This is a genomic window from Flavobacterium saliperosum (assembly GCF_900100625.1).
Lineage (GTDB): Bacteria > Bacteroidota > Bacteroidia > Flavobacteriales > Flavobacteriaceae > Flavobacterium > Flavobacterium saliperosum.
In genome coordinates this window covers 242,207-261,562 of the sequence record NZ_FMTY01000004.1, presented here as the reverse complement: position 1 = coordinate 261,562, position 19,356 = coordinate 242,207, and the positions used below count along the sequence as shown (strand labels likewise).

Annotated in this window: 21 protein-coding genes; 5 read left to right on the top strand and 16 right to left on the bottom strand. The window is 42.6% G+C overall.

The window, feature by feature from the left end; all coding sequences use genetic code 11:
* Positions 1 to 2 precede the first annotated feature (2 nt).
* Complete coding sequence (locus tag BLQ05_RS09840; protein WP_023576144.1) at positions 3 to 629, bottom strand: thymidine kinase; 627 nt, start codon at positions 627 to 629, stop codon at positions 3 to 5.
* A gap of 100 nt (positions 630 to 729) precedes the next feature.
* Between BLQ05_RS09840 and BLQ05_RS09835 the strand changes: the two genes are divergently transcribed.
* From BLQ05_RS09835 to BLQ05_RS09815, 5 genes are read left to right on the top strand one after another with little or no spacing between them, the layout of a single operon-like run.
* Entirely contained in the window at positions 730 to 1,737 is a 1,008-nt protein-coding gene (locus BLQ05_RS09835) for a hypothetical protein (RefSeq protein WP_023576143.1), read from the top strand.
* On the top strand, positions 1,738 to 2,415 hold the full coding sequence (gene rsmI / locus BLQ05_RS09830) for a 16S rRNA (cytidine(1402)-2'-O)-methyltransferase (RefSeq protein WP_023576142.1): 678 nt from the start codon (positions 1,738 to 1,740) through the stop codon (positions 2,413 to 2,415). It abuts the gene before it with no gap.
* A gap of 32 nt (positions 2,416 to 2,447) precedes the next feature.
* Complete coding sequence (locus BLQ05_RS09825; protein WP_023576141.1) at positions 2,448 to 2,873, top strand: OsmC family protein; 426 nt, start codon at positions 2,448 to 2,450, stop codon at positions 2,871 to 2,873.
* 56 nt (positions 2,874 to 2,929) lie between these two features.
* On the top strand, positions 2,930 to 4,618 hold the full coding sequence (gene recJ / locus BLQ05_RS09820) for a single-stranded-DNA-specific exonuclease RecJ (RefSeq protein ID WP_023576140.1): 1,689 nt from the start codon (positions 2,930 to 2,932) through the stop codon (positions 4,616 to 4,618).
* A 53-nt stretch (positions 4,619 to 4,671) separates the two neighbouring features.
* Positions 4,672 to 4,941 carry a hypothetical protein gene (locus BLQ05_RS09815; RefSeq protein WP_023576139.1) on the top strand — a complete coding sequence of 90 codons (270 nt, stop codon included), beginning with the start codon at positions 4,672 to 4,674 and terminating at the stop codon, positions 4,939 to 4,941.
* Between the two features lie 80 nt (positions 4,942 to 5,021).
* Here the strand turns inward: BLQ05_RS09815 and BLQ05_RS09810 are convergent, their stop codons facing one another.
* From BLQ05_RS09810 to BLQ05_RS09740, 15 genes are all read right to left on the bottom strand, one after another.
* Positions 5,022 to 5,459 (bottom strand): LexA family protein, encoded by a 438-nt coding sequence (locus BLQ05_RS09810; RefSeq protein WP_035654294.1) that lies wholly within the window; start codon positions 5,457 to 5,459, stop codon positions 5,022 to 5,024.
* A complete protein-coding gene (locus tag BLQ05_RS09805) occupies positions 5,450 to 6,718 on the bottom strand; it encodes a Y-family DNA polymerase (protein ID WP_035654293.1) in 1,269 nt (422 codons plus the stop codon). Before BLQ05_RS09805 ends, BLQ05_RS09810 begins: the two co-directional genes overlap by 10 nt.
* A gap of 76 nt (positions 6,719 to 6,794) precedes the next feature.
* Positions 6,795 to 8,162, bottom strand: coding sequence for an NADH-quinone oxidoreductase subunit N (locus BLQ05_RS09800; protein WP_023576136.1), 1,368 nt, complete (start codon positions 8,160 to 8,162; stop codon positions 6,795 to 6,797).
* 104 nt (positions 8,163 to 8,266) lie between these two features.
* Positions 8,267 to 9,703, bottom strand: coding sequence for a complex I subunit 4 family protein (locus BLQ05_RS09795; protein WP_023576135.1), 1,437 nt, complete (start codon positions 9,701 to 9,703; stop codon positions 8,267 to 8,269).
* Positions 9,704 to 9,715: 12 nt separating this feature from the next.
* Entirely contained in the window at positions 9,716 to 11,602 is a 1,887-nt protein-coding gene (gene nuoL / locus BLQ05_RS09790; RefSeq protein WP_023576134.1) for an NADH-quinone oxidoreductase subunit L, read from the bottom strand.
* 6 nt (positions 11,603 to 11,608) lie between these two features.
* Positions 11,609 to 11,929, bottom strand: a complete 321-nt coding sequence (nuoK, locus tag BLQ05_RS09785; protein ID WP_023569448.1) for an NADH-quinone oxidoreductase subunit NuoK — start codon at positions 11,927 to 11,929, stop codon at positions 11,609 to 11,611.
* A gap of 4 nt (positions 11,930 to 11,933) precedes the next feature.
* On the bottom strand, positions 11,934 to 12,443 hold the full coding sequence (locus BLQ05_RS09780; protein WP_023576133.1) for an NADH-quinone oxidoreductase subunit J family protein: 510 nt from the start codon (positions 12,441 to 12,443) through the stop codon (positions 11,934 to 11,936).
* 2 nt (positions 12,444 to 12,445) lie between these two features.
* Entirely contained in the window at positions 12,446 to 12,988 is a 543-nt protein-coding gene (locus tag BLQ05_RS09775) for a NuoI/complex I 23 kDa subunit family protein (RefSeq protein ID WP_035654292.1), read from the bottom strand.
* A 3-nt stretch (positions 12,989 to 12,991) separates the two neighbouring features.
* The gene (nuoH, locus tag BLQ05_RS09770; protein ID WP_023576131.1) at positions 12,992 to 14,032 is read right to left on the bottom strand and encodes an NADH-quinone oxidoreductase subunit NuoH; all 1,041 of its coding nucleotides are present in this window, start codon (positions 14,030 to 14,032) and stop codon (positions 12,992 to 12,994) included.
* Between the two features lie 3 nt (positions 14,033 to 14,035).
* A complete protein-coding gene (locus BLQ05_RS09765) occupies positions 14,036 to 15,064 on the bottom strand; it encodes an NADH-quinone oxidoreductase subunit G (protein WP_023576130.1) in 1,029 nt (342 codons plus the stop codon).
* Positions 15,065 to 15,111: 47 nt separating this feature from the next.
* Positions 15,112 to 16,464: an NADH-quinone oxidoreductase subunit NuoF gene (nuoF, locus tag BLQ05_RS09760; protein WP_023576129.1), complete on the bottom strand. Its 1,353-nt coding sequence runs from the start codon at positions 16,462 to 16,464 to the stop codon at positions 15,112 to 15,114.
* Between the two features lie 4 nt (positions 16,465 to 16,468).
* Positions 16,469 to 16,999, bottom strand: a complete 531-nt coding sequence (locus BLQ05_RS09755) for an NADH-quinone oxidoreductase subunit NuoE family protein (RefSeq protein ID WP_023576128.1) — start codon at positions 16,997 to 16,999, stop codon at positions 16,469 to 16,471.
* A gap of 5 nt (positions 17,000 to 17,004) precedes the next feature.
* Complete coding sequence (locus tag BLQ05_RS09750; RefSeq protein ID WP_023576127.1) at positions 17,005 to 18,240, bottom strand: NADH-quinone oxidoreductase subunit D; 1,236 nt, start codon at positions 18,238 to 18,240, stop codon at positions 17,005 to 17,007.
* Positions 18,241 to 18,269: 29 nt separating this feature from the next.
* Entirely contained in the window at positions 18,270 to 18,791 is a 522-nt protein-coding gene (locus tag BLQ05_RS09745) for an NADH-quinone oxidoreductase subunit C (protein ID WP_023576126.1), read from the bottom strand.
* Between the two features lies 1 nt (position 18,792).
* Positions 18,793 to 19,344: an NADH-quinone oxidoreductase subunit B gene (locus tag BLQ05_RS09740; RefSeq protein ID WP_023569439.1), complete on the bottom strand. Its 552-nt coding sequence runs from the start codon at positions 19,342 to 19,344 to the stop codon at positions 18,793 to 18,795.
* Positions 19,345 to 19,356: the final 12 nt, after the last annotated feature.

Genomic DNA, 19,356 nt, shown 5'->3' with positions numbered 1-19,356 from the left:
ATTTACTCTTGCTTTTTTTTGTTTTCGGAATCACTTCCTTCTTTTTCCTGCGATTCTCTCACCGCATTATAATAGGCAGCGCGGCTTAAGGGTTCGTATTCTTCGGTTTCACCTAATAAAACCAGGTTGTCGTTATTGGCTTTGCGGAAACTGAAGTGTGCGAGGTTACCGGTGCGGGTGCAAACGGCGTGTACTTTGGTCACATATTCGGCAGTAGCCATAAGGGCCGGCATCGGGCCAAACGGATTGCCTTTGAAATCCATGTCCAGTCCGGCAACAATCACACGGATTCCGGAATTGGCCAAATCATTACAAATGGATACGATCTCGTCGTCAAAAAACTGGGCTTCGTCAATCCCTACCACATCGCAACCCTGCGCCAGAATAGCAATATTGGCGGCAGCGGGAACCGGAGTCGAACGGATTTCATTGGCATCGTGCGACACCACCATTTCGTCGTGGTAACGGGTATCGATGGCCGGCTTGAAAATTTCCACGCGCTGTTTGGCAAATTGGGCTCTTTTCAAACGACGGATCAGTTCTTCGGTTTTACCCGAAAACATCGAGCCACAAATGACTTCAATCCACCCAAATTGTTCTTTATGATTTACTGTATTTTCGAGAAACATTTTGTAATTTTCAGACGTAACAGAAATTTTCTGTTTAGATTTGTAATTGAAACAAATTTATTAAAAAACCATTGCTTTACTCCATATAAATTCAAAAGTTATGAAGAAAAAATTAGAAGCCGAATTAATCAGTATTGCCCACCGAATTTTAAAACTGAAAAACAGGGAAGACATGATTCAGTTGCATCAGGAAGCACAGAAATTATATGAGAAGTTATCGATTTTGCGTTTTTATGAAGAAAATTTCGAAGCACTGAAACCTACCCTGACCCATGAGGAACTGGAGGAAAAAATTGAAGAGGCTTACGAAGAGAAAGCAGCAATTGAGATTGAAATAAAAGCAGAGGAAACCCCGCAAAAAATTGCAATTTTACCTGAAACTGCTGAAGAAATTCCGGTGGAGGAAGAAAAAATATTAGTCGGCCAAGTGGATGTTGACGATAATGAAGTGGAAGATGAAGAAGAAGCTGTGGTTGCCGTTGAAGAAGAACCTGTTATCGAGGAGGAAGAAGAGGCAGTTGTTGTTGAAGAATCGGAGAAAGAAGACGTTTCAAAGCCGCTTTTTGAACCGGTAATGGAGGAAGCAGTTGAGTCTGTAAAAGAAGAGAAAAAACCAGAACCGCAACAAATTTCGTTTGAAGATTTGTTGGGGAATGAATATAAAGAACCCGAGTTTGTAAAAGTGAACGATGTTCCGAAGGAAGTCGAAAAAGTCGCAGACATTACCTTTGAGAAGGTAACCGACGTTAAAAAGGAAGCGGTAAAAGAGGACGTTTTGGTGGAAGAAGTTTCCAGTCAAAGACCGTTGGAAACCATCAGAAAAGAAATCGAAGCGGAGAAAGCCGAATACAAAGCCATGTCGCTGAACGATAAGTTCAATAAAACGATTACCCTTGGGTTAAACGACCGTATTGCTTTCGAAAAACATCTTTTCGGGGGAAGCGGCGAAGATTTAAACCGCGTTTTGTCGCAGTTGAATACGTTTCACACGTTAGCGGAAGCCAAAGATTTCATCGAAGATTTGGTCAAACCGGATTACAATAATTGGGACGGTAAAGACGAATTCAGTACGCGTTTTATGGAATTGGTAGAGAAAAAATTCGCCTAAATGGGAAAATTGTATTTGGTGCCAACACCCATCGGAAACCTTGACGACATGACTTTCAGAGCGATAAAAGTGTTGAAGAAAGTCGACCTGATTCTGGCCGAAGACACCCGCAACAGCGGAAAGCTGCTCAAGCATTTCGAAATTGCCACGCACATGCAGAGCCATCACATGCACAACGAACACAAAACGGTGGAGAATATCGTGAAGCGTTTGCAAACCGGTGAAAACATTGCTTTGATTTCGGATGCGGGAACACCAGCCATTTCCGATCCCGGATTTTTGCTGACGAGAGCCTGCGTGGAAAACGGTGTGGAGGTGGAATGTCTACCCGGAGCTACCGCTTTCGTACCGGCTTTGGTGAACAGCGGCTTGCCGAATGATAAATTCGTTTTCGAAGGTTTTCTTCCCGATAAAAAAGGACGTCAGACGCGTTATTTGGCTTTGGCCGAAGAAACCCGAACGATGATTTTATATGTTTCCCCACACAAATTGGTCAAAACCCTGGCGGAATTCATTCAGTATTTCGGTGCCGACAGACCCGTTTCCGTATCAAGGGAATTGTCGAAATTACACGAAGAAACCGTTCGCGGTACAGCGGAAGAAGTATTGAAACACTTCGAAGCCAAACCGCCGAAAGGGGAGATTGTGGTGGTTGTGGGCGGAAAGCCTGTTAAATGATGTCTTTTCTAATTTCTAACTTCTAAATTTATATGGACACACATAAAGTACTAACTTCCTGGAAAGGAAAAATGAAATTTGAATCGGATAATCCAAGTGGTGATGTTATCATGATGGATGCCGGACCGGATAACGGAGGAGAAGGCAGCGGACTGCGGCCTAAAGCCATGATGCTCTCGTCTTTGGCGGGTTGCAGCGGATTGGATGTGGCTTCCCTAATCGAAAAAATGAAACTGGAAGTGGAAGATTTCCGAATTGATACCGAAGGCGATTTAACCGATGAACATCCGAAAACATACCATACCGTGAGAGTGGATTACCATTTTTACGGCAAAAATCTGGATGAAAAGAAACTCGAAAGAGCAGTAAATTTATCCGTGGACAAATATTGCGGTGTGATGGAAATGTTCCGTCAGTTTGCCAAAGTGGAGACGAAAATCCACTATCATACAACGTAGTTATAATTTATATATAAGCCCAATTTTTAATTTTTTATAATCCAAAATCCTTGACTATGCGCTGGACACTCAAACCTTCCCCCGATTCAGAAAAAACTCATCGGTTACAATCCGAGTTAAACATTGATCCGCTTACTGCCCAACTTCTGGTGCAACGCGGTATCGAAACCTACGAACAGGCCCGACAGTTTTTCCGTCCGTGTCTAACCGATTTGCACGACCCGTACCTGATGAAAGATATGGACAAAGCGGTTGAACGTATCGAAAAGGCGATTGCTAACGAAGAAAACATCTTGGTTTTCGGGGATTATGATGTCGATGGAACTACCGCTGTTTCTCTGATGTCGTCCTATCTGAGAAGTTTTTATCCGAATGTGGCGACTTATATTCCGGATCGTTACGATGAAGGCTACGGCATCTCTTACAAAGGCATCGATTTTGCCGACGATAACGGATTTTCATTGATTATCGCGTTAGACTGCGGCATCAAATCCATCGATCATATTGCGTATGCGAAAGCGAAAAATATCGACTTCATTATTTGTGACCACCACCGTCCGGGTGATGTTTTACCGGATGCTGTGGCTGTTTTAGATCCGAAACGTAATGACTGTTCCTATCCGTATGATGAATTGTGCGGTTGCGGCGTCGGATTCAAACTGATTCAGGCTTTATCCCAAAATCGAAACCAGACTATTGTCGATTTGATTCCGTATTTGGATTTGGTAGCGACGGCTATTGCTGCGGACATAGTTCCCATTACAGGTGAAAACCGTGTGCTGGCGAAATTCGGACTGGAAGTGATTAATTCAAATCCGCGTCCCGGAATCAAAGCACTGATTCAGAACTTAAAACGAAACGTACTCACCATAACCGATGTGGTTTTCATTATCGCTCCGCGTATCAATGCTGCGGGCCGAATCAAACACGGCAATTATGCGGTGGAATTGTTAACGGAATTCAATTTGGAACAGGCTGAGGAATTTGCGTCACAGATTGAACTTTTCAATTCTGACAGGAAAGATCTGGACAAACAAATCACGGTGGAAGCGTTACAGCAAATCATAGAAAATAACGAAGTAAACCGTTTCACCACTGTAGTGTATCAGGAAGACTGGCACAAAGGCGTAATCGGTATCGTAGCTTCACGTTTGACGGAAACTTATTACCGTCCGACGCTTGTTTTCACCAAAAGCGGTGATAAGCTGGCGGCTTCGGCACGTTCGGTGAAGGATTTTGACGTATACAATGCGCTGGAAGCCTGCTCGGAACATTTGGAACAGTTTGGCGGACACATGTACGCCGCCGGAATGACGCTCAAGGAAGAGAATTATGAAAAATTCAAACACGCTTTTGAAAGTGTGGTGTCCGAAACCATTCATCCCGATTTGTTAACGCCTGAAATTTCAATTGATGCCGAAGTACAGTTGGCGGATATCAATGCGAAATTCTTCCGAATTCTGAAACAGTTCGAACCGTTCGGACCAGAAAATATGACACCGGTCTTCTTGGCTAAAAATCTGAAAGATACCGGTTACGGCAAGAAAATCGGTGCAGGAGAAGAACATCTGAAATTATATGTAAAACAAAATACTTCGGCTTCCTTTGGTGCTATCGGATTTGGTTTGGGCAATAAAAAAGAGCTTACGGAGCATCAAAAATCTTTTGATGCGGTATTCTCTGTAGAGGAGAACGAGTGGAATGGGACTGTAGCGTTACAACTTCGTTTACGTGATATTCAATGATTTTATTTAGAACGATTTTAAATAATTTGTATATTTGTTGAAAATCGAGCAAAATGGAACCGATAAAAGAATTGTATCATAATGATTTTGGCGTAGCTTTTTATTGGATTAGAGATGAGGTGGTTTTGAGTGAGAAAGTCCAATTAATTTTTAAGGAAACCGGTTTTTATCTTTCAGCTTCAGAGCTTCTGAAATTCTCCAAAAATATTGAAGCCACCTGCCGAAATATTACCTGTTCGGATTGCGAACTGCGCGGACATTGCCATAAATACATGTTGGAAACCCCTTTTCCGGGTTTGGAATTGGCGGTATCCGAGAGGTAAGCTTTTCAGTTAAACGACTTGGTTTCGGGAACCTTGTTTCAGGTGCAGTTGGACAATTACCTGACCGAGATTTGTAAAAATTAAATGCTTTTTACCACAAAAGTCACAATCCCCCAAACAAGTAACTGATTGTCTTCGGTAATTTTTATGGGTTTGTAGGTATTGTTTTCGGGAACCAGGTATACGCCATCTTTTTCGATTTTGATCCGTTTTACGGTAAAGTCTCCATCGATAAAACACACGGCAATTTTATTGTTAACGGGCTCCAGACTACGGTCAATCACCAAAATATCGCCATCGTCGATTCCGGCGCCGGTCATCGAGTTGCCGCTGGCTCGGGCATAAAAAGTTGCCTCCTTATTTTTGATGAGCATCGCGTCCAGACTGATTTTTGTTCCGTCAAAATCGGCAGCAGGTGAGGGAAAACCGGCTTTGATGCCACTTTCGATATACGGAAGTTCTGTCGGATTGCTGAAGTCCGGTTGGAAAAAAGTTAGTTTTGGTTTGGCTACTGACATTTTGCGGTGATGATGTCGTTAATATTGGTCGTGAAATTCGGAGACAGATGGTTTTGTTTCATGATCCAGGTGTGTTGTAAATCCTGATTGCCCAGACGTATTTTTCGTTCGCCGGTTTTCTTATGAAACTGGTCAATCACATCCATGAGTTTCTGGTGCTTCGGATTTTCTTCCTCAAACAAATGCAGTTGTTTCTGATCCTGCGGAATGAGCTGTGTTACGATTACGCCCGCTTTCATGTAAATTTCATTGGGCTCGTATAGTTTTTCCAACATTTTCACTGCCAACGTACTGATGGTGATGTTCGAATTCGTGGCAAACGGAAGCGTTTCCGTTCGACTGAAATAAGTGCGACTGTCTTTGGTTTTGTGCGGATCTTTTGCCAGAAATACGTTCACGCTGTAACAGCAGGAACTTTGTTTTCGGAGTTTTTCGGCGCAGACCGTTGCAAAAGTCGAAACACGTTCTTTAAGGTCGTCCAACTTTGACAGTTTGGTTTTGAAACTTCTTGTGATGGCGATGCTTTTTTTGGTTTCCAGCGCTTCTTCGAGTTCCAATACGGGTTTGCCTTCCAATTCACTTCGCAATCGGAGTCCGACAACACCCATTTCGCGTTTGATAAAATTTTCATATTGCGGTTGAATGAAATCATACGCCGTATTGATTTGCATCGCTTTCATTTTCTTGGTCAACCGATACCCGATGCCCCAAACATCCCCGATTTTGGTCCACTTGAGTGCTTTGATTCGTTTTTCATCGGTATCAATTACGTGAACGCCGCCGGTTTTCTCCGGAAACTTTTTAGCAATTCGGTTCGCTACTTTTGACAAAGCTTTGGTGGGTGCAATGCCTACGCAAACAGGCAATCCCAACCATTTTAAAAGCCGTTTCCGGATTTGCAAACCGTAATCGTGGTAATCTTCAATAGCAACACCGTCGAAATTCAGAAAGGCTTCGTCGATACTGTAATCTTCCACGTTGGGGGTGAATTGGCGCAAGATGTTCATCACGCGTCCGCTGAGGTCACCATACAGGGTGTAATTTGACGAAAAGACGTTGATGTTGTTTTGCTGCAATTGCTCACGCACCTTGAATTCTGGTGCGCCCATGGGAATGCCCAAAGCTTTTGCTTCTTCACTGCGCGAGATGATGCAACCGTCGTTATTGGATAAAATCACGATTGGTTTGCCCGCGAATTGGGGTTGAAATACCCGTTCGCAGGAAGCGTAAAAATTATTGCAATCGACTAGTGCATACATAACGCAAAGGTACGGAGAAAATGAAAAAAGGCTGCTCAAAAAGAACAGCCTTCATCTATTTTGAAAATTTTATTTCTTAGAACAAATCCATCAAAACCGATGGGAACAAACCGATAGCGATATTCAACCCCATAGCGACTACGGCTACTATATAGAATTCGAAAGGCACTTTTTGCGCTTCTTCGGTAGCTTCTTTGGTGTACATCGCACTGATTACTCGGAAATAGTAGTACACCGCAATCATGGAGTTGATTACTCCGGCAATAACCAAAATTAGCCAACCCGCCTGCAACGTGCTGTTCAGGATGAAGAATTTAGCGAAGAATCCGGAGAAAATCGGGATACCGGCCATCGATAATAAAGAAGCGGTAAGAATCATCGCCATAAGCGGACTTCTTTTTCCTAATCCGTTGAAGTTTTCGATGTCTTCATTATCTTTTCCTTTGCAGGCATATAAAATTACCGTGAAAGCAGCGATACCGGCTAAACCATAAGCTACAGTGTAGTAGAACAAACTTCCGGTGGCGTTTTCTAAATTCAGAAGCGCCATTACCATAAATCCGGCATGGGAAATACCCGAGAAAGCCAACATTCTTTTGATGTTGTTCTGACGCAATGCCATGATGTTACCCACCGTCATCGAAGCGATGGAAACAATTACGATGACCAATTCGTATTCGAATTTCATGTTGCCGTTCATTGCCATGTTCAGTTTGAAGAACGTCGCCATAGCGGTAACTTTTGCTAACGTACTCATGGTAGCGGTTGTCAATGCCGGTGCACCTTCGTAAACATCCGGAGCCCAGAAATGGAACGGAACCGTTGCGATTTTAAATAACATTCCGACAGTAATCATTGAGACCCCGATATAAAACCAATCTACCGTGGTGGCCGAGTTGGAAGCCTGATATATCATCTCCATGTCAAACGAACCAACGGCGCCGTAAATCAACGCGATTCCGAAAAGAATAATTCCCGATGCGAACGATCCCATAAGGAAGTATTTCATACCGGCTTCGTTACTTTTCATGTTCAAACGGTCACTTCCCGCCAAAATGTATAATGCGATGGAAAGGACTTCGATTCCTAAGAAGAACATCGCTAAGTTTCCGAAAGAAACCATGGAAACCGCTCCGGCTAACAGGAACAGTTTGATGGAAATGAAATCCGAAATTTTAGTGGCCTGTTCCTGATAAAAATTATGACTCAGCGTTACCAGAAATATCGTCAGTACAATAAACAAGCTTGAAAAAGTTACCGTAAAGTTGTTTACCACAATCATGTTGTTGTAGTGACTTTCGGTTACACCAAAATCAGTCATCGTCATACCCAAAATGGCCAATAACCCGACAATCATTACAGGGACAATGGCTTTTCTTAAGTTGAAAATTTCAGCTAAAAGGCAAATAACGCCCAATACTGCAATTGCTATAAGTGTATTCATTATTATAGGGGTTAGGAGTTAGCATTTAGGAGTTAGGTATCGGAAATCTGGCGTACCGGATTACCAATTGCTATTCGCCATTACTACTCACTATTTACTAATTACTATTTACTAATTACTGAAATTATTTCTTGTATACTTGGTGTAATCAATTCGATAATTGGTTTCGGGTACAATCCGAAGAACAATAAGAAACCGATAATTGCCACCATTACAATACCTTCCGTGAGGGTAACGTCTGCAAAAGTTTTTGCATTGGTTTCACCCAGCATTACGTGTTGGAACATTCTTAACATGTAGAACGCTCCCAATATGATTGTGGTTCCGCCCAAAATAGCGAAAGCAATATTTTTGGTAAACAAACTGTATAAAACGGTAAACTCACCCACGAAGTTGAATGTTCCCGGTAAGGCTACGGAAGCCAAAACCAAAATCATGAACATCGAAGCGAATTTCGGAGTTTGCTGGCGAATACCGCCCATGTCGCTGATGGTTCTTGTTTCATAACGTCTGTAGATGATTTCGGCTGCGAAGAACAAACCAACGATTACGAATCCGTGTGCAATCATTTGTAAAACAGCGCCACGTAAACCGTCAACGGTTAAGGTATAGCAACCCGCAGCGATTAAACCAACGTGTGCCAAGGACGAATACGCCAATAATTTCTTTAAGTCTTTTTGTTTCAATGCTACGATAGAACCGTAGATTACGCCGGCAATACTCAAACCGATAATCACATACTGTAATTCTTTAGCGGCATTAGGCGCAATAGGTAATTGCCAACGGATTACCGAGTACAATCCCATTTTCAGCATGATACCGGATAAAAGCATGGTTCCGACAGTCGGCGCTTTTTGGTACACAGTTGCCTGCCATGTGTGGAATGGAATAAGCGGAATTTTAATGGCATACGCTAAGAAGAAGGCAAGGAAAATCCAAAATTCTTCTTTAGCCGATAAATTCAAACCATATAAAACATCCAATTGGAAACAACCGGCTTTTTGGTACAAATAGATGAAGGCGGCCAACATGAACAGCGAACCCGCAAAGGTGTAAATAAAGAATTTAATTACGGCTTTTTTGCGTTCTTTCACGTCGTCGTTACCCCAAAGTAAAGCGATGAAATAGATTGGGATTAAGGATAATTCCCAGAAAATGTAGTATAAAAATCCGTCAGAAGCCAAGAAAGTTCCCACCATTGCAAAGGCCATGAATAGAACCAAGGCATAGAAATTCTTTGGATTAATGAAATTGTTTCCGAAAGAGGACAAAATGATTAGCGGCATTAACAGGGTGGTTAAAAGCACCATAGCCAAAGCCAATCCGTCGACTTTTAAGGAAAATAAAACGTTAGGGTTTTTCATCCAAACGGCGGAAAAACCACTGTCGATACCCTGGTTGAACTGATTTAAAATCACAAGAGAAGCACCTAAAGCCGCCACACTGAAAAACAGGGCTACTTTGGAAGCTAATGCATTTCCGGAGAAATACGTTGCTAAGGCTCCGATTAATAATAGAATAAGTACTATAGTTACGTCCATTATATGTATAGATTATCGTAAGAAGAATAAATAAAACACTACCGAACAAAGTCCGAATACGAAGGCAAACAAATAGAAACCGATGTTTCCGTTTTGCAGTTTTTTACCTTGCATGGACAGTTCTTCCGTTACATTTCCGAAACCGAAAACCACGTTGGAAAGTCCTGTTTCGATATAATCACGGGAGAATTTCGCCAAAGCGTAAATCGGTTTCACGATTACAGCCATATACGTTTCGTCCACATAATATTTGTTGTACAATGTTTTTGCGAAGCCGGTAATTTGAGCATCTTCGACAGGAACTTCTCCTTTTTTGATGTATTTGGAGAACGCCATTCCGATACCGATTAAGGCACCCACCACTGCAATTCCCATTAACATATACGCAGTGGTATCCAAATGATGTTCCGCATGCGCTTTGTGAGCGAAAATAGGCTGTAGATAATGGTTTAACCAGCTGTTGCCCGGTAAGCTTAAAGCACCTCCCACTGCAGAAAGAATTCCTAAAACGATAAGCGGGAATGTGATTAACGCCGGACTTTCGTGTAAATGATGTTTTTGTTCTTCCGTGCCTCTGAACTCTTTGAAGAAGGTCAGGTACAACAAACGGAACATATAGAAAGCGGTCATGATGGAAGCGATAGCCGCAATAACCCATAACGCTTTGTTTTCGTGGAAGGCTACCATTAGGATTTCATCTTTGGAGAAGAAACCGGCAAACGGAGGAATACCTGAAATGGCTAAAGTCGCAATTAGGAATGTGAAGAAGGTAATTTTCATTACGCCTTTCAAACCACCCATTCTGCGCATGTCCTGTTCGCCATGTAACGCGTGAATTACGGAACCTGAACCCAAGAACAGACAGGCTTTAAAGAACGCATGCGTGATTACGTGGAATACCGCAATTTCATAAGCACCCAAGCCTAAAGCAAGGAACATTAATCCCAATTGGGAAACGGTTGAGTACGCCAATACTTTTTTGATGTCGTTTTGTACCAATCCGATGGAAGCGGCTACCAACGAAGTAACAGCACCAACGACTGCAATGATATCCTGAACTGTAGGTGTTAAATCAAATAAGAAATTCAAACGGGTAATCATAAAGATACCTGCCGTTACCATCGTAGCGGCGTGGATTAAAGCAGAAACCGGTGTTGGTCCTGCCATCGCATCCGGTAACCAGGTATACAATGGAATCTGAGCCGATTTACCTGCTGCTCCAATGAACAAACATAAAGTGGCAACGCCAAGCAATGCCAAATTAGCTGATGCCTCTCCGGCAATTACCGCTTGTTTGATGGTCATGAAATCCAAGCTGTTGAATACGTAACCGATAATGAAGATGCCGACAAGGAAACCTAAATCCCCAATACGGTTCATGATGAATGCTTTCTTGGCCGCATCGTTATACTCCTGGTTTTTATACCAGAATCCGATTAACAGGTACGAGCACAATCCAACGCCTTCCCATCCGATGAACATGATTAAGAGGTTGCTTCCAACTACTAGTGTAATCATGAAGAAGATGAACAGATTCAGGTAACCGAAGAATTTGTGCATGTTCTCATCGTCGTGCATGTAGCTGATTGAGTAGATGTGAATCAGCGAACCGATTCCTGTTACGAACATCAACCATAATAACGATAATTGGTCTAATAAAATGTCAAAGTTCACGCTGAATTGGTCTAATGCAATCCAGTCGAACAAATGAACCGTAATCGGCTGTTTGGTTTCGCTTACCTGTAAAAAGAACATAGTTGTCACTATGAAAGAGACAATTACCGCCAACGTTCCTAAGTATCCGGAAGCGTTTTTACCAAGCTGTTTTCCTAAAAAAATATTCGTTAGAAACCCTACGAACGGGGCCAATAATAAGAGTAAAACTAATCCTGTCTCCATTAGGGGTTATCCTTTTAAGTTTTTTAAATTGTCAATATCAATCGATCCGTGATTTCTGAAAATAGAAACCAGAATCGCCAAACCTACGGCAACTTCCGCAGCGGCTACCGCCATTGAGAAAAATACGAAAACCTGTCCCGAAGCATCCTGATGGAAGGTGGAAAAGGCTACCAGCATCAGGTTAACGGCGTTCAGCATGATTTCAATCGACATGAACATGATGATGGCGTTTCTTCGCAACAAAATTCCGAACACCCCAATGCTGAACAATAAAGCCGATAAGTATAAGTAGGTTTCTACTCCAATTTCCTTTAAAATAGTTTCCATATAATTATGCTTCTTTTTGTTTGTCTTTTTTCGAAATTAATACCGCTCCGATCATCGCCACCAATAATAAAACGGAAGCGAATTCGAACGGTACCATGTATTCGTTCAATAATACCTGACCCAATACTTTGATGGATTGGAAGTCTTCACCCGAATGGAAATAACTTTCCACCACCGGTTTTGTTTTCAGTAATCCGGCCAACAAAACGATACCTACCAGGCAGAATGCAATGGTGGCGGCGATTTTTGAAGCCACGGATTTATGGGATTCGTCTTCCTTATTGAGGTTCATCAACATGATGGTGAACAACATCAGAATCATGATGGCTCCCGAATACACGATGATATGAACGATTGCTAAAAACTGTGCGTTTAATAACAAATAATGTCCTGCAATGGAAAAGAAACAGATTACCAGATAGATGGCACTGTGAATCGGGTTTCTGCTTAAAATAGTCAGAAAAGCAGTCCCCAAGGTGATTGACGCTAAGATGTAAAATAGAATTTCTGCCATGATTAACTTACTTTGTTTTTGCTGTTACGCAGCGCCATTTCCAAAGGCATTACCAATTTATCTTTTCCGTAAATGAAGTCTTCACGTTTGCTTGCCGAGGCTACCATTACTTTGGATTCTGTAAGGTAGATGGCGTCTTTCGGACACGCTTCTTCACACAATCCGCAGAAAATACAACGCAACATGTTGATTTCGTAGATTTCTGCATATTTTTCTTCTCTGTACAAATGCTCTTCTCCCGGTTTTCTTTCGGCCGCCTTCATGGTGATGGCTTCCGCCGGACAAGCCACGGCACAAAGTCCGCAAGCCGTACAGTTTTCTCTTCCCTGATCATCGCGTTTCAGCATGTGCTGTCCACGATAAACCGGACTTAATTCGCGTGTTTGTTCCGGATATTTAATGGTTACTTTTCGTGTGAATAAGTGACGAATCGTAATCAATAATCCTTTAACTATCGCTACTAAATAAAGGCTTTCCCAAAAAGTCATCTTTTTGTTGGAAACCTCCATTTTTTTTCCTGATAATGAAATTGTATCTAGTGACATTTCTTATAAAAATTTATCGGCTAGTAAAATTACTATTCCTGTGATAACTATGTTGGCAATGGCAATCGGAATCAGCATTTTCCATCCTAAATTCATCAATTGGTCATAACGGAAACGCGGGATTGTCCATCTCACCCACATGTAGAAGAAGATGAAGAAACAGATCTTGATGAATAAAACTGCTATTCCTATACTGTTGGCAATATTTACGCCCCAGTTCTCAACCGCCCATTCTATTCCGGGATAATTGTAAGCTCCGAAATATAAAACGGCTAAAATTGTTGAAGAGATAAACATGGATGCATATTCGGCGAACAGATAGAATCCCATTTTCATGGAAGAATATTCGGTGTGGTATCCTCCGATAAGTTCGGCTTCACATTCCGCTAAATCGAAAGGAGTTCTGTTGGTTTCCGCAAAGGAACATACCAAGAAGATGATGAATCCTACCGGTTGGTAGAACACATTCCAGTTCATTCCGGATTGTTGCGCCGCGATTTCACGTAAGCTCAACGTTCCGGACATCATTACCAAAGCGATAACCGCAAGACCCATGGCAACTTCATACGAAATCATTTGGGAACCGGCACGCATGGCACTCATTAAGGAGAATTTGTTGTTGGAAGCCCAGCCTCCGATCATGATGCCGTAAACCCCTACCGATAATACTCCGAAGATGTACAATAAGGCTACGTCAATATCGGTGGCCTGAAGGATAACGTCTCTTCCTCCAATATGTAATTTGTCTCCCCACGGAATCACCGCACTGGTCATTAACGCCACACTCATGGAGATGGCAGGACCGGCAAGGAATAAAAATTTATTTCGGGTATCGGGGATAAATTCTTCTTTGGAGAATAATTTTAAACCGTCGGCAAGTGGTTGAAGCAATCCAAGGGGTCCTGCTCTGTTCGGACCGATACGATCCTGAAGCCAAGCGGCCACCTTACGTTCTGCCCAAGTGGAATACATGGCCATAACCATGGTAAGGGCAAAAATGATTACGATGAAAATTCCTTTTTCTATGATAACTGTACTCTCCATGTCTTAAGATTTAGAATTACCGTTAGTTTTTAAAGGAACATCCACCATACTGATTTTCTTCATATCCTGCTCACGGCCCAATAAGATTTGATCTTCAGTCTGGATTTCCACTTTTGGAGGGTGGATGGCATATTTATTTCTGTTGATAACCGAGAATTTCTCGAATTTACGAGGGCCTTCGATTACCCAGTCTTTAACGTCTTTTTTGTCGAAACGACACGTGTTACAAATGAAATCTTCCACTTCGTGGTATTCGTCTTTACGAGCCGTAACGCGTTGGATTTCGTCACCAAACATCCAAACGGTTGTTTTTCCGCAGCATTTGTCGCAGTTTCTGTGTGCGTTGTATGGTTTGTTGAACCAAACTCTCGATTTGAATCGGAAGGTCTTGTCGGTTAACGCACCTACCGGACAAACGTCAATCATGTTTCCGGAGAATTCGTTGTCAATCGCTGTGGAAATGCACGTTGAAATCTGAGCATGATCGCCCCGGTTCATTACACCGTGTACACGTCCGTCGGTCAACTGATCGGCAACCTGTACGCAACGTTGGCACAAAATACAACGGTTCATGTGAAGTTGAATCTTATCCCCGATATCTTCCGGTTCAAACGTTCTTTTCTCTTCGATGAAACGCGTTTCCGATTTTCCGTGTTGGAAACTTAAATTTTGTAAATCACATTCCCCAGCCTGATCGCAAACCGGGCAATCCAACGGGTGGTTGATTAACAAAAATTCGGTAACCGACTTTCTGGCTTCTTCCACTCTTGGTGATGCGGTACTGTTTACTTCCATACCGTCCATACAGCCGGTAACACATGACGCCATTAATTTCGGCATGGGTCTTGGGTCGGCATCGCTACCTTTGGATACTTCCACTAAGCAACAACGGCATTTTCCGCCACTGCCTTTCAGTTTCGAGTAGTAGCACATCGCCGGTGGGACTAAATCGCCTCCAATCATTCTAGCAGCCTGCAGGATGGTTGTTCCTGGTTCTACTTCTATTTCTTGACCGTCTATAGTAACTTTCATAACTATTTTGTTTGTTGTTGAAGACTTTGGGGCCTCAACGTATAACTTTAAACTAAGTTTCTTACTTTTTCAAAAGGTTCGTTCACAAAGTGATCTCTGTTTTTAATTCTTTCAGGGAAGCGAATATGATATTCGAATTCTTCTCTGAAGTGACGGATAGCTGCTGCTACCGGCCATGAAGCCGCGTCACCTAACGGACAGATCGTGTTTCCTTCGATTTTACTCTGAATGTCCCAAAGCAAATCAATGTCTTCCATTCTTCCGTGACCGTGTTCGATGCGGTGTAACACTTTTTCCAACCAACCGGTTCCTTCACGGCAAGGCGTACATTGTCCGCACGATTCGTGGTGGTAGAAACGGGAGAAATTCCACGTATTTCTAACGATACAAGCGGTGTCGTTGTATACGATGAAACCTCCTGAACCTAGCATGGATCCGGTTGCAAATCCGCCGTCACTTAGGGATTCATAAGTCATCAAACGGTCTTCTCCGGCTGCAGTTTTGTAAATTAAATTCGCCGGTAAAATCGGCACTGAAGAACCTCCCGGTACTAAGGCTTTTAACGGTCTTTCGTTCATCATTCCGCCCAAATATTCGTCGGAGTTCATGAATTCTTCTACCGATAAACCCAATTCGATTTCATACACCCCAGGATTTTTGATGTGCCCTGATGCGGAAATCAATTTGGTTCCGGTAGAACGTCCGATTCCGATTTTTGCGTATTCTTCCCCTGAATTCATTACAATCCAAGGCACCGCTGAAATCGATTCCACGTTATTTACCACGGTAGGATTCGCCCATAAACCGCTAACCGCCGGGAAAGGTGGTTTGATTCTTGGGTTACCTCTTTTTCCTTCCAATGATTCGATTAAGGCCGTTTCCTCACCGCAGATGTACGCTCCGGCACCACAGTGCACGTGCAGATCAAGGGAGAAATCGGTTCCTAAAATATTTTTTCCTAACCAACCCGCAGCGTAGGCTTCTTTAATCGCTTTTTCAAGGATTTTATACACCCACATGTATTCCCCGCGAATGTAGATGTACGACAAATTAGCGCCTAAGGCATAACTTGAAGTAATCATTCCTTCGATTAATAAATGCGGAATGTATTCCATTAAGAAACGGTCTTTGAACGTTCCCGGCTCGGATTCGTCGGCGTTGCAAACCAAATGTCTTGGCTTGCCTGATTTTTTATCAATAAAACTCCACTTCAGTCCCATCGGGAAACCGGCGCCACCACGACCACGAAGGCCGGATGTTTTCACTTCCTCGGTAACTTCATCCGGAGTTAATGTTTTCAATGCTTTCTCCACAGAAGCATAGCCACCGTTAGCGCGATAGACTTCATAGGTTTTGATCCCCGGAATATTTATCTTGTCTAATAATATCTTTCTTCCCATGGTATTATTTGTCGTGTAAAGTTATTTTACCGGCTTTACAATCGGTAATAATTTCGTCTATCTTTTCTTTAGTCAGGTGTTCTTTGTAGAAATCACCTACCTGCATCATCGGTGCATAGCCACAAGCACCCAAACATTCAACGCCTACTACGGTAAACATGCCGTCTACAGTCGTTTCACCTTCTTTGATGCCCAGTTTCTGACAGGTATAATCCATCATGTCTTCGGCACCGCGAATCATACAACAAGACGTTCTGCAGAATTCAAACATGTATTTTCCGATCGGTTTTTGGTTGAACATGGTATAAAAAGTAACCACTTCAAAAACCTCTACGGGTTGTATGTTTAAAATCTCGGCAACTTTTTGCTGTAACTCATAGCTTAACCAGTTGTCATGCGCATCCTGTACTTCATGCAATACCGGTAATAGAGCCGATTTTCGTTTGTCTTCCGGATAATGACTGATCAACTCGTTGATTCGGGCCATCAGTTCCGGAGTAATGTTTATTTCTTGTTTGTAGGTATATTTTTCCATAATCATTATGCGTCTAATTCACCGGCAATTACGTTCAAACTGGAAAGGGTTGCGATTGCATCGGATAGCATCTGTCCTTTTACCATGTCGTTAAATGCCTGATAATATATAAAACAAGGTCTTCTGAAATGTAGCCTGTATGGTGTACGGCTTCCGTCGGTAATTAAGTAGAAACCTAATTCACCGTTACCGCCTTCTACCGGATGGTATACTTCGGTTAGTGGCACGGGAACTTCGCCCATTACAATTTTAAAGTGATAAATCAACGATTCCATTGTGGTGTACACGTCGTCTTTCGGAGGAAGGTAATAATCCGGAACATCAGCATGGTAAGGTCCTTCCGGCATTTTGGCCAAGGCCTGTTTGATGATGCTTAAACTTTCCCAAACTTCCTGATTACGAACGCAGAAACGGTCGTAGGTATCTCCCGATTTTCCAACCGGAATATTAAAGTCGAAATCTTCATACGAAGAATACGGCTGCATCACACGAATGTCGTAATCCACACCGGCGGCACGAAGATTCGGTCCTGTGAATCCGTAACTGATGGCTTTATCAGCTGAAATCGCACCTACATTAATGGTACGATCCATGAAGATTCGGTTACGGGTCAATAAATTTTCGAATTCCTGCCAGATAGGAGGGAACTCTTCGAGGAATTTGTTTAGTTTTTCCCAAACCGCCGGACTCCATTCTCTTTCGAATCCACCGATACGTCCCATGTTGGTTGTCAAACGGGCACCACAAATTTCTTCGTAGATTTCGTAGATTTTTTCACGGAACTGGAATACGTATAAGAATCCTGTAAGGGCTCCGGTATCCACTCCTAAAACCGAGTTACAGATAATATGATCGGCAATACGTGCCAATTCCATTACAATAACACGAAGGTATTGTACGCGTTTTGGTATTTCAACCCCTAATGCTTTTTCCAGCGTCATCCACCAACCCATGTTGTTAATCGGCGCCGAACAATAGTTCATACGATCCGTTAATACGGTAATTTGGTAAAACGGTCGGTTTTCGGCAATTTTTTCAAAAGCTCTATGGATGTATCCTACTGTTCCTTCACCGTCTACGATACGTTCCCCATCCATTAAAAGGATGTTTTGGAAGATACCGTGAGTGGCAGGATGCGTAGGTCCTAAATTCAGTATAGAAAGTTCGCTTCCATCTTCATTTCTTCTTTGATTGATGATGTTCGCGTAACGTTTTTCCGGTGGTAATAATAGGTCTGACATTGGTTCTTTAAAAGTATTTCAGGGTTCTATTAACAGTTTTGTGTTGTTCTTCCGAAGAAACGATCGTCTTTGTCCGTTCTTCCGCCGTCTTCCAATGGGAATTCTTTACGCATTGGGAAAGAAGTCATTTCATCCATGTTTAAAATACGTTTTAATTGTGGATGTCCTTTGAAGATGATTCCGAAGAAATCATAGGTTTCTCTTTCCTGCCAGTTAGCGCTTAAGAATAAATCGGATACGGTATCGATTTCCGGGTTTTCGGCACTTAAGTAACATTTGATTCGGATACGAACATTGTCCACCCAATTGTGCATGTGGTATACCACAGCGAACTGTCGGTTTATCTCATAATCCGGGTAGTGAATACCGCAAACATCGGTTAGGAAGTTGAAACGAAGTGTTGCGTCGTCTTTTAAAAACTGCATTACTTCTACGATGGCTTCCGGAGTTACTTCGAAAGTAAAAATATCGTGGATTTGAACAAAATCGGATACTTTTAATCCGAAGTTTTCAATAAGTTTATTTTGTATTACTGAGGTCTCTAAAGCCATTTTATTTGATGTTATAAGAACCTAATAAGTCGTTGTATTCGTCGGAACTTCTGCGTCTTACGGATTCATTTTTTACAATTTCCTGTAATTTCATGATGCCGTCAAGGATTTGCTCCGGTCTTGGCGGGCAGCCCGGAACGTAAACGTCAACCGGTATCACCTTGTCTATGCCCTGAAGTACGGAATACGTATCGAAAACACCGCCGGAAGAAGCACAGGCTCCTACGGCAATGACCCATTTCGGTTCCGACATCTGTTCATATACCTCACGTAAAATCGGGGCCATTTTTTTGGCAATGGTTCCCATAACCAGCAACATGTCGGCCTGACGCGGAGAGAAACTCATACGTTCGGATCCGAAACGCGCCACATCATAATGGGACGCCATCGTAGCCATAAATTCAATTCCGCAGCAAGAAGTGGCAAAAGGCAGAGGCCAAAGGGAATTGGCTCTGGCAAGTCCTACCACATCGCTTAGTTTGGTAGCAAAAAAACCTTCTCCGGCATATCCTTCCGGAGCCGCTACCGTGTTGTATTTTGGTGAATCGCTCATTGTCTTATTTTT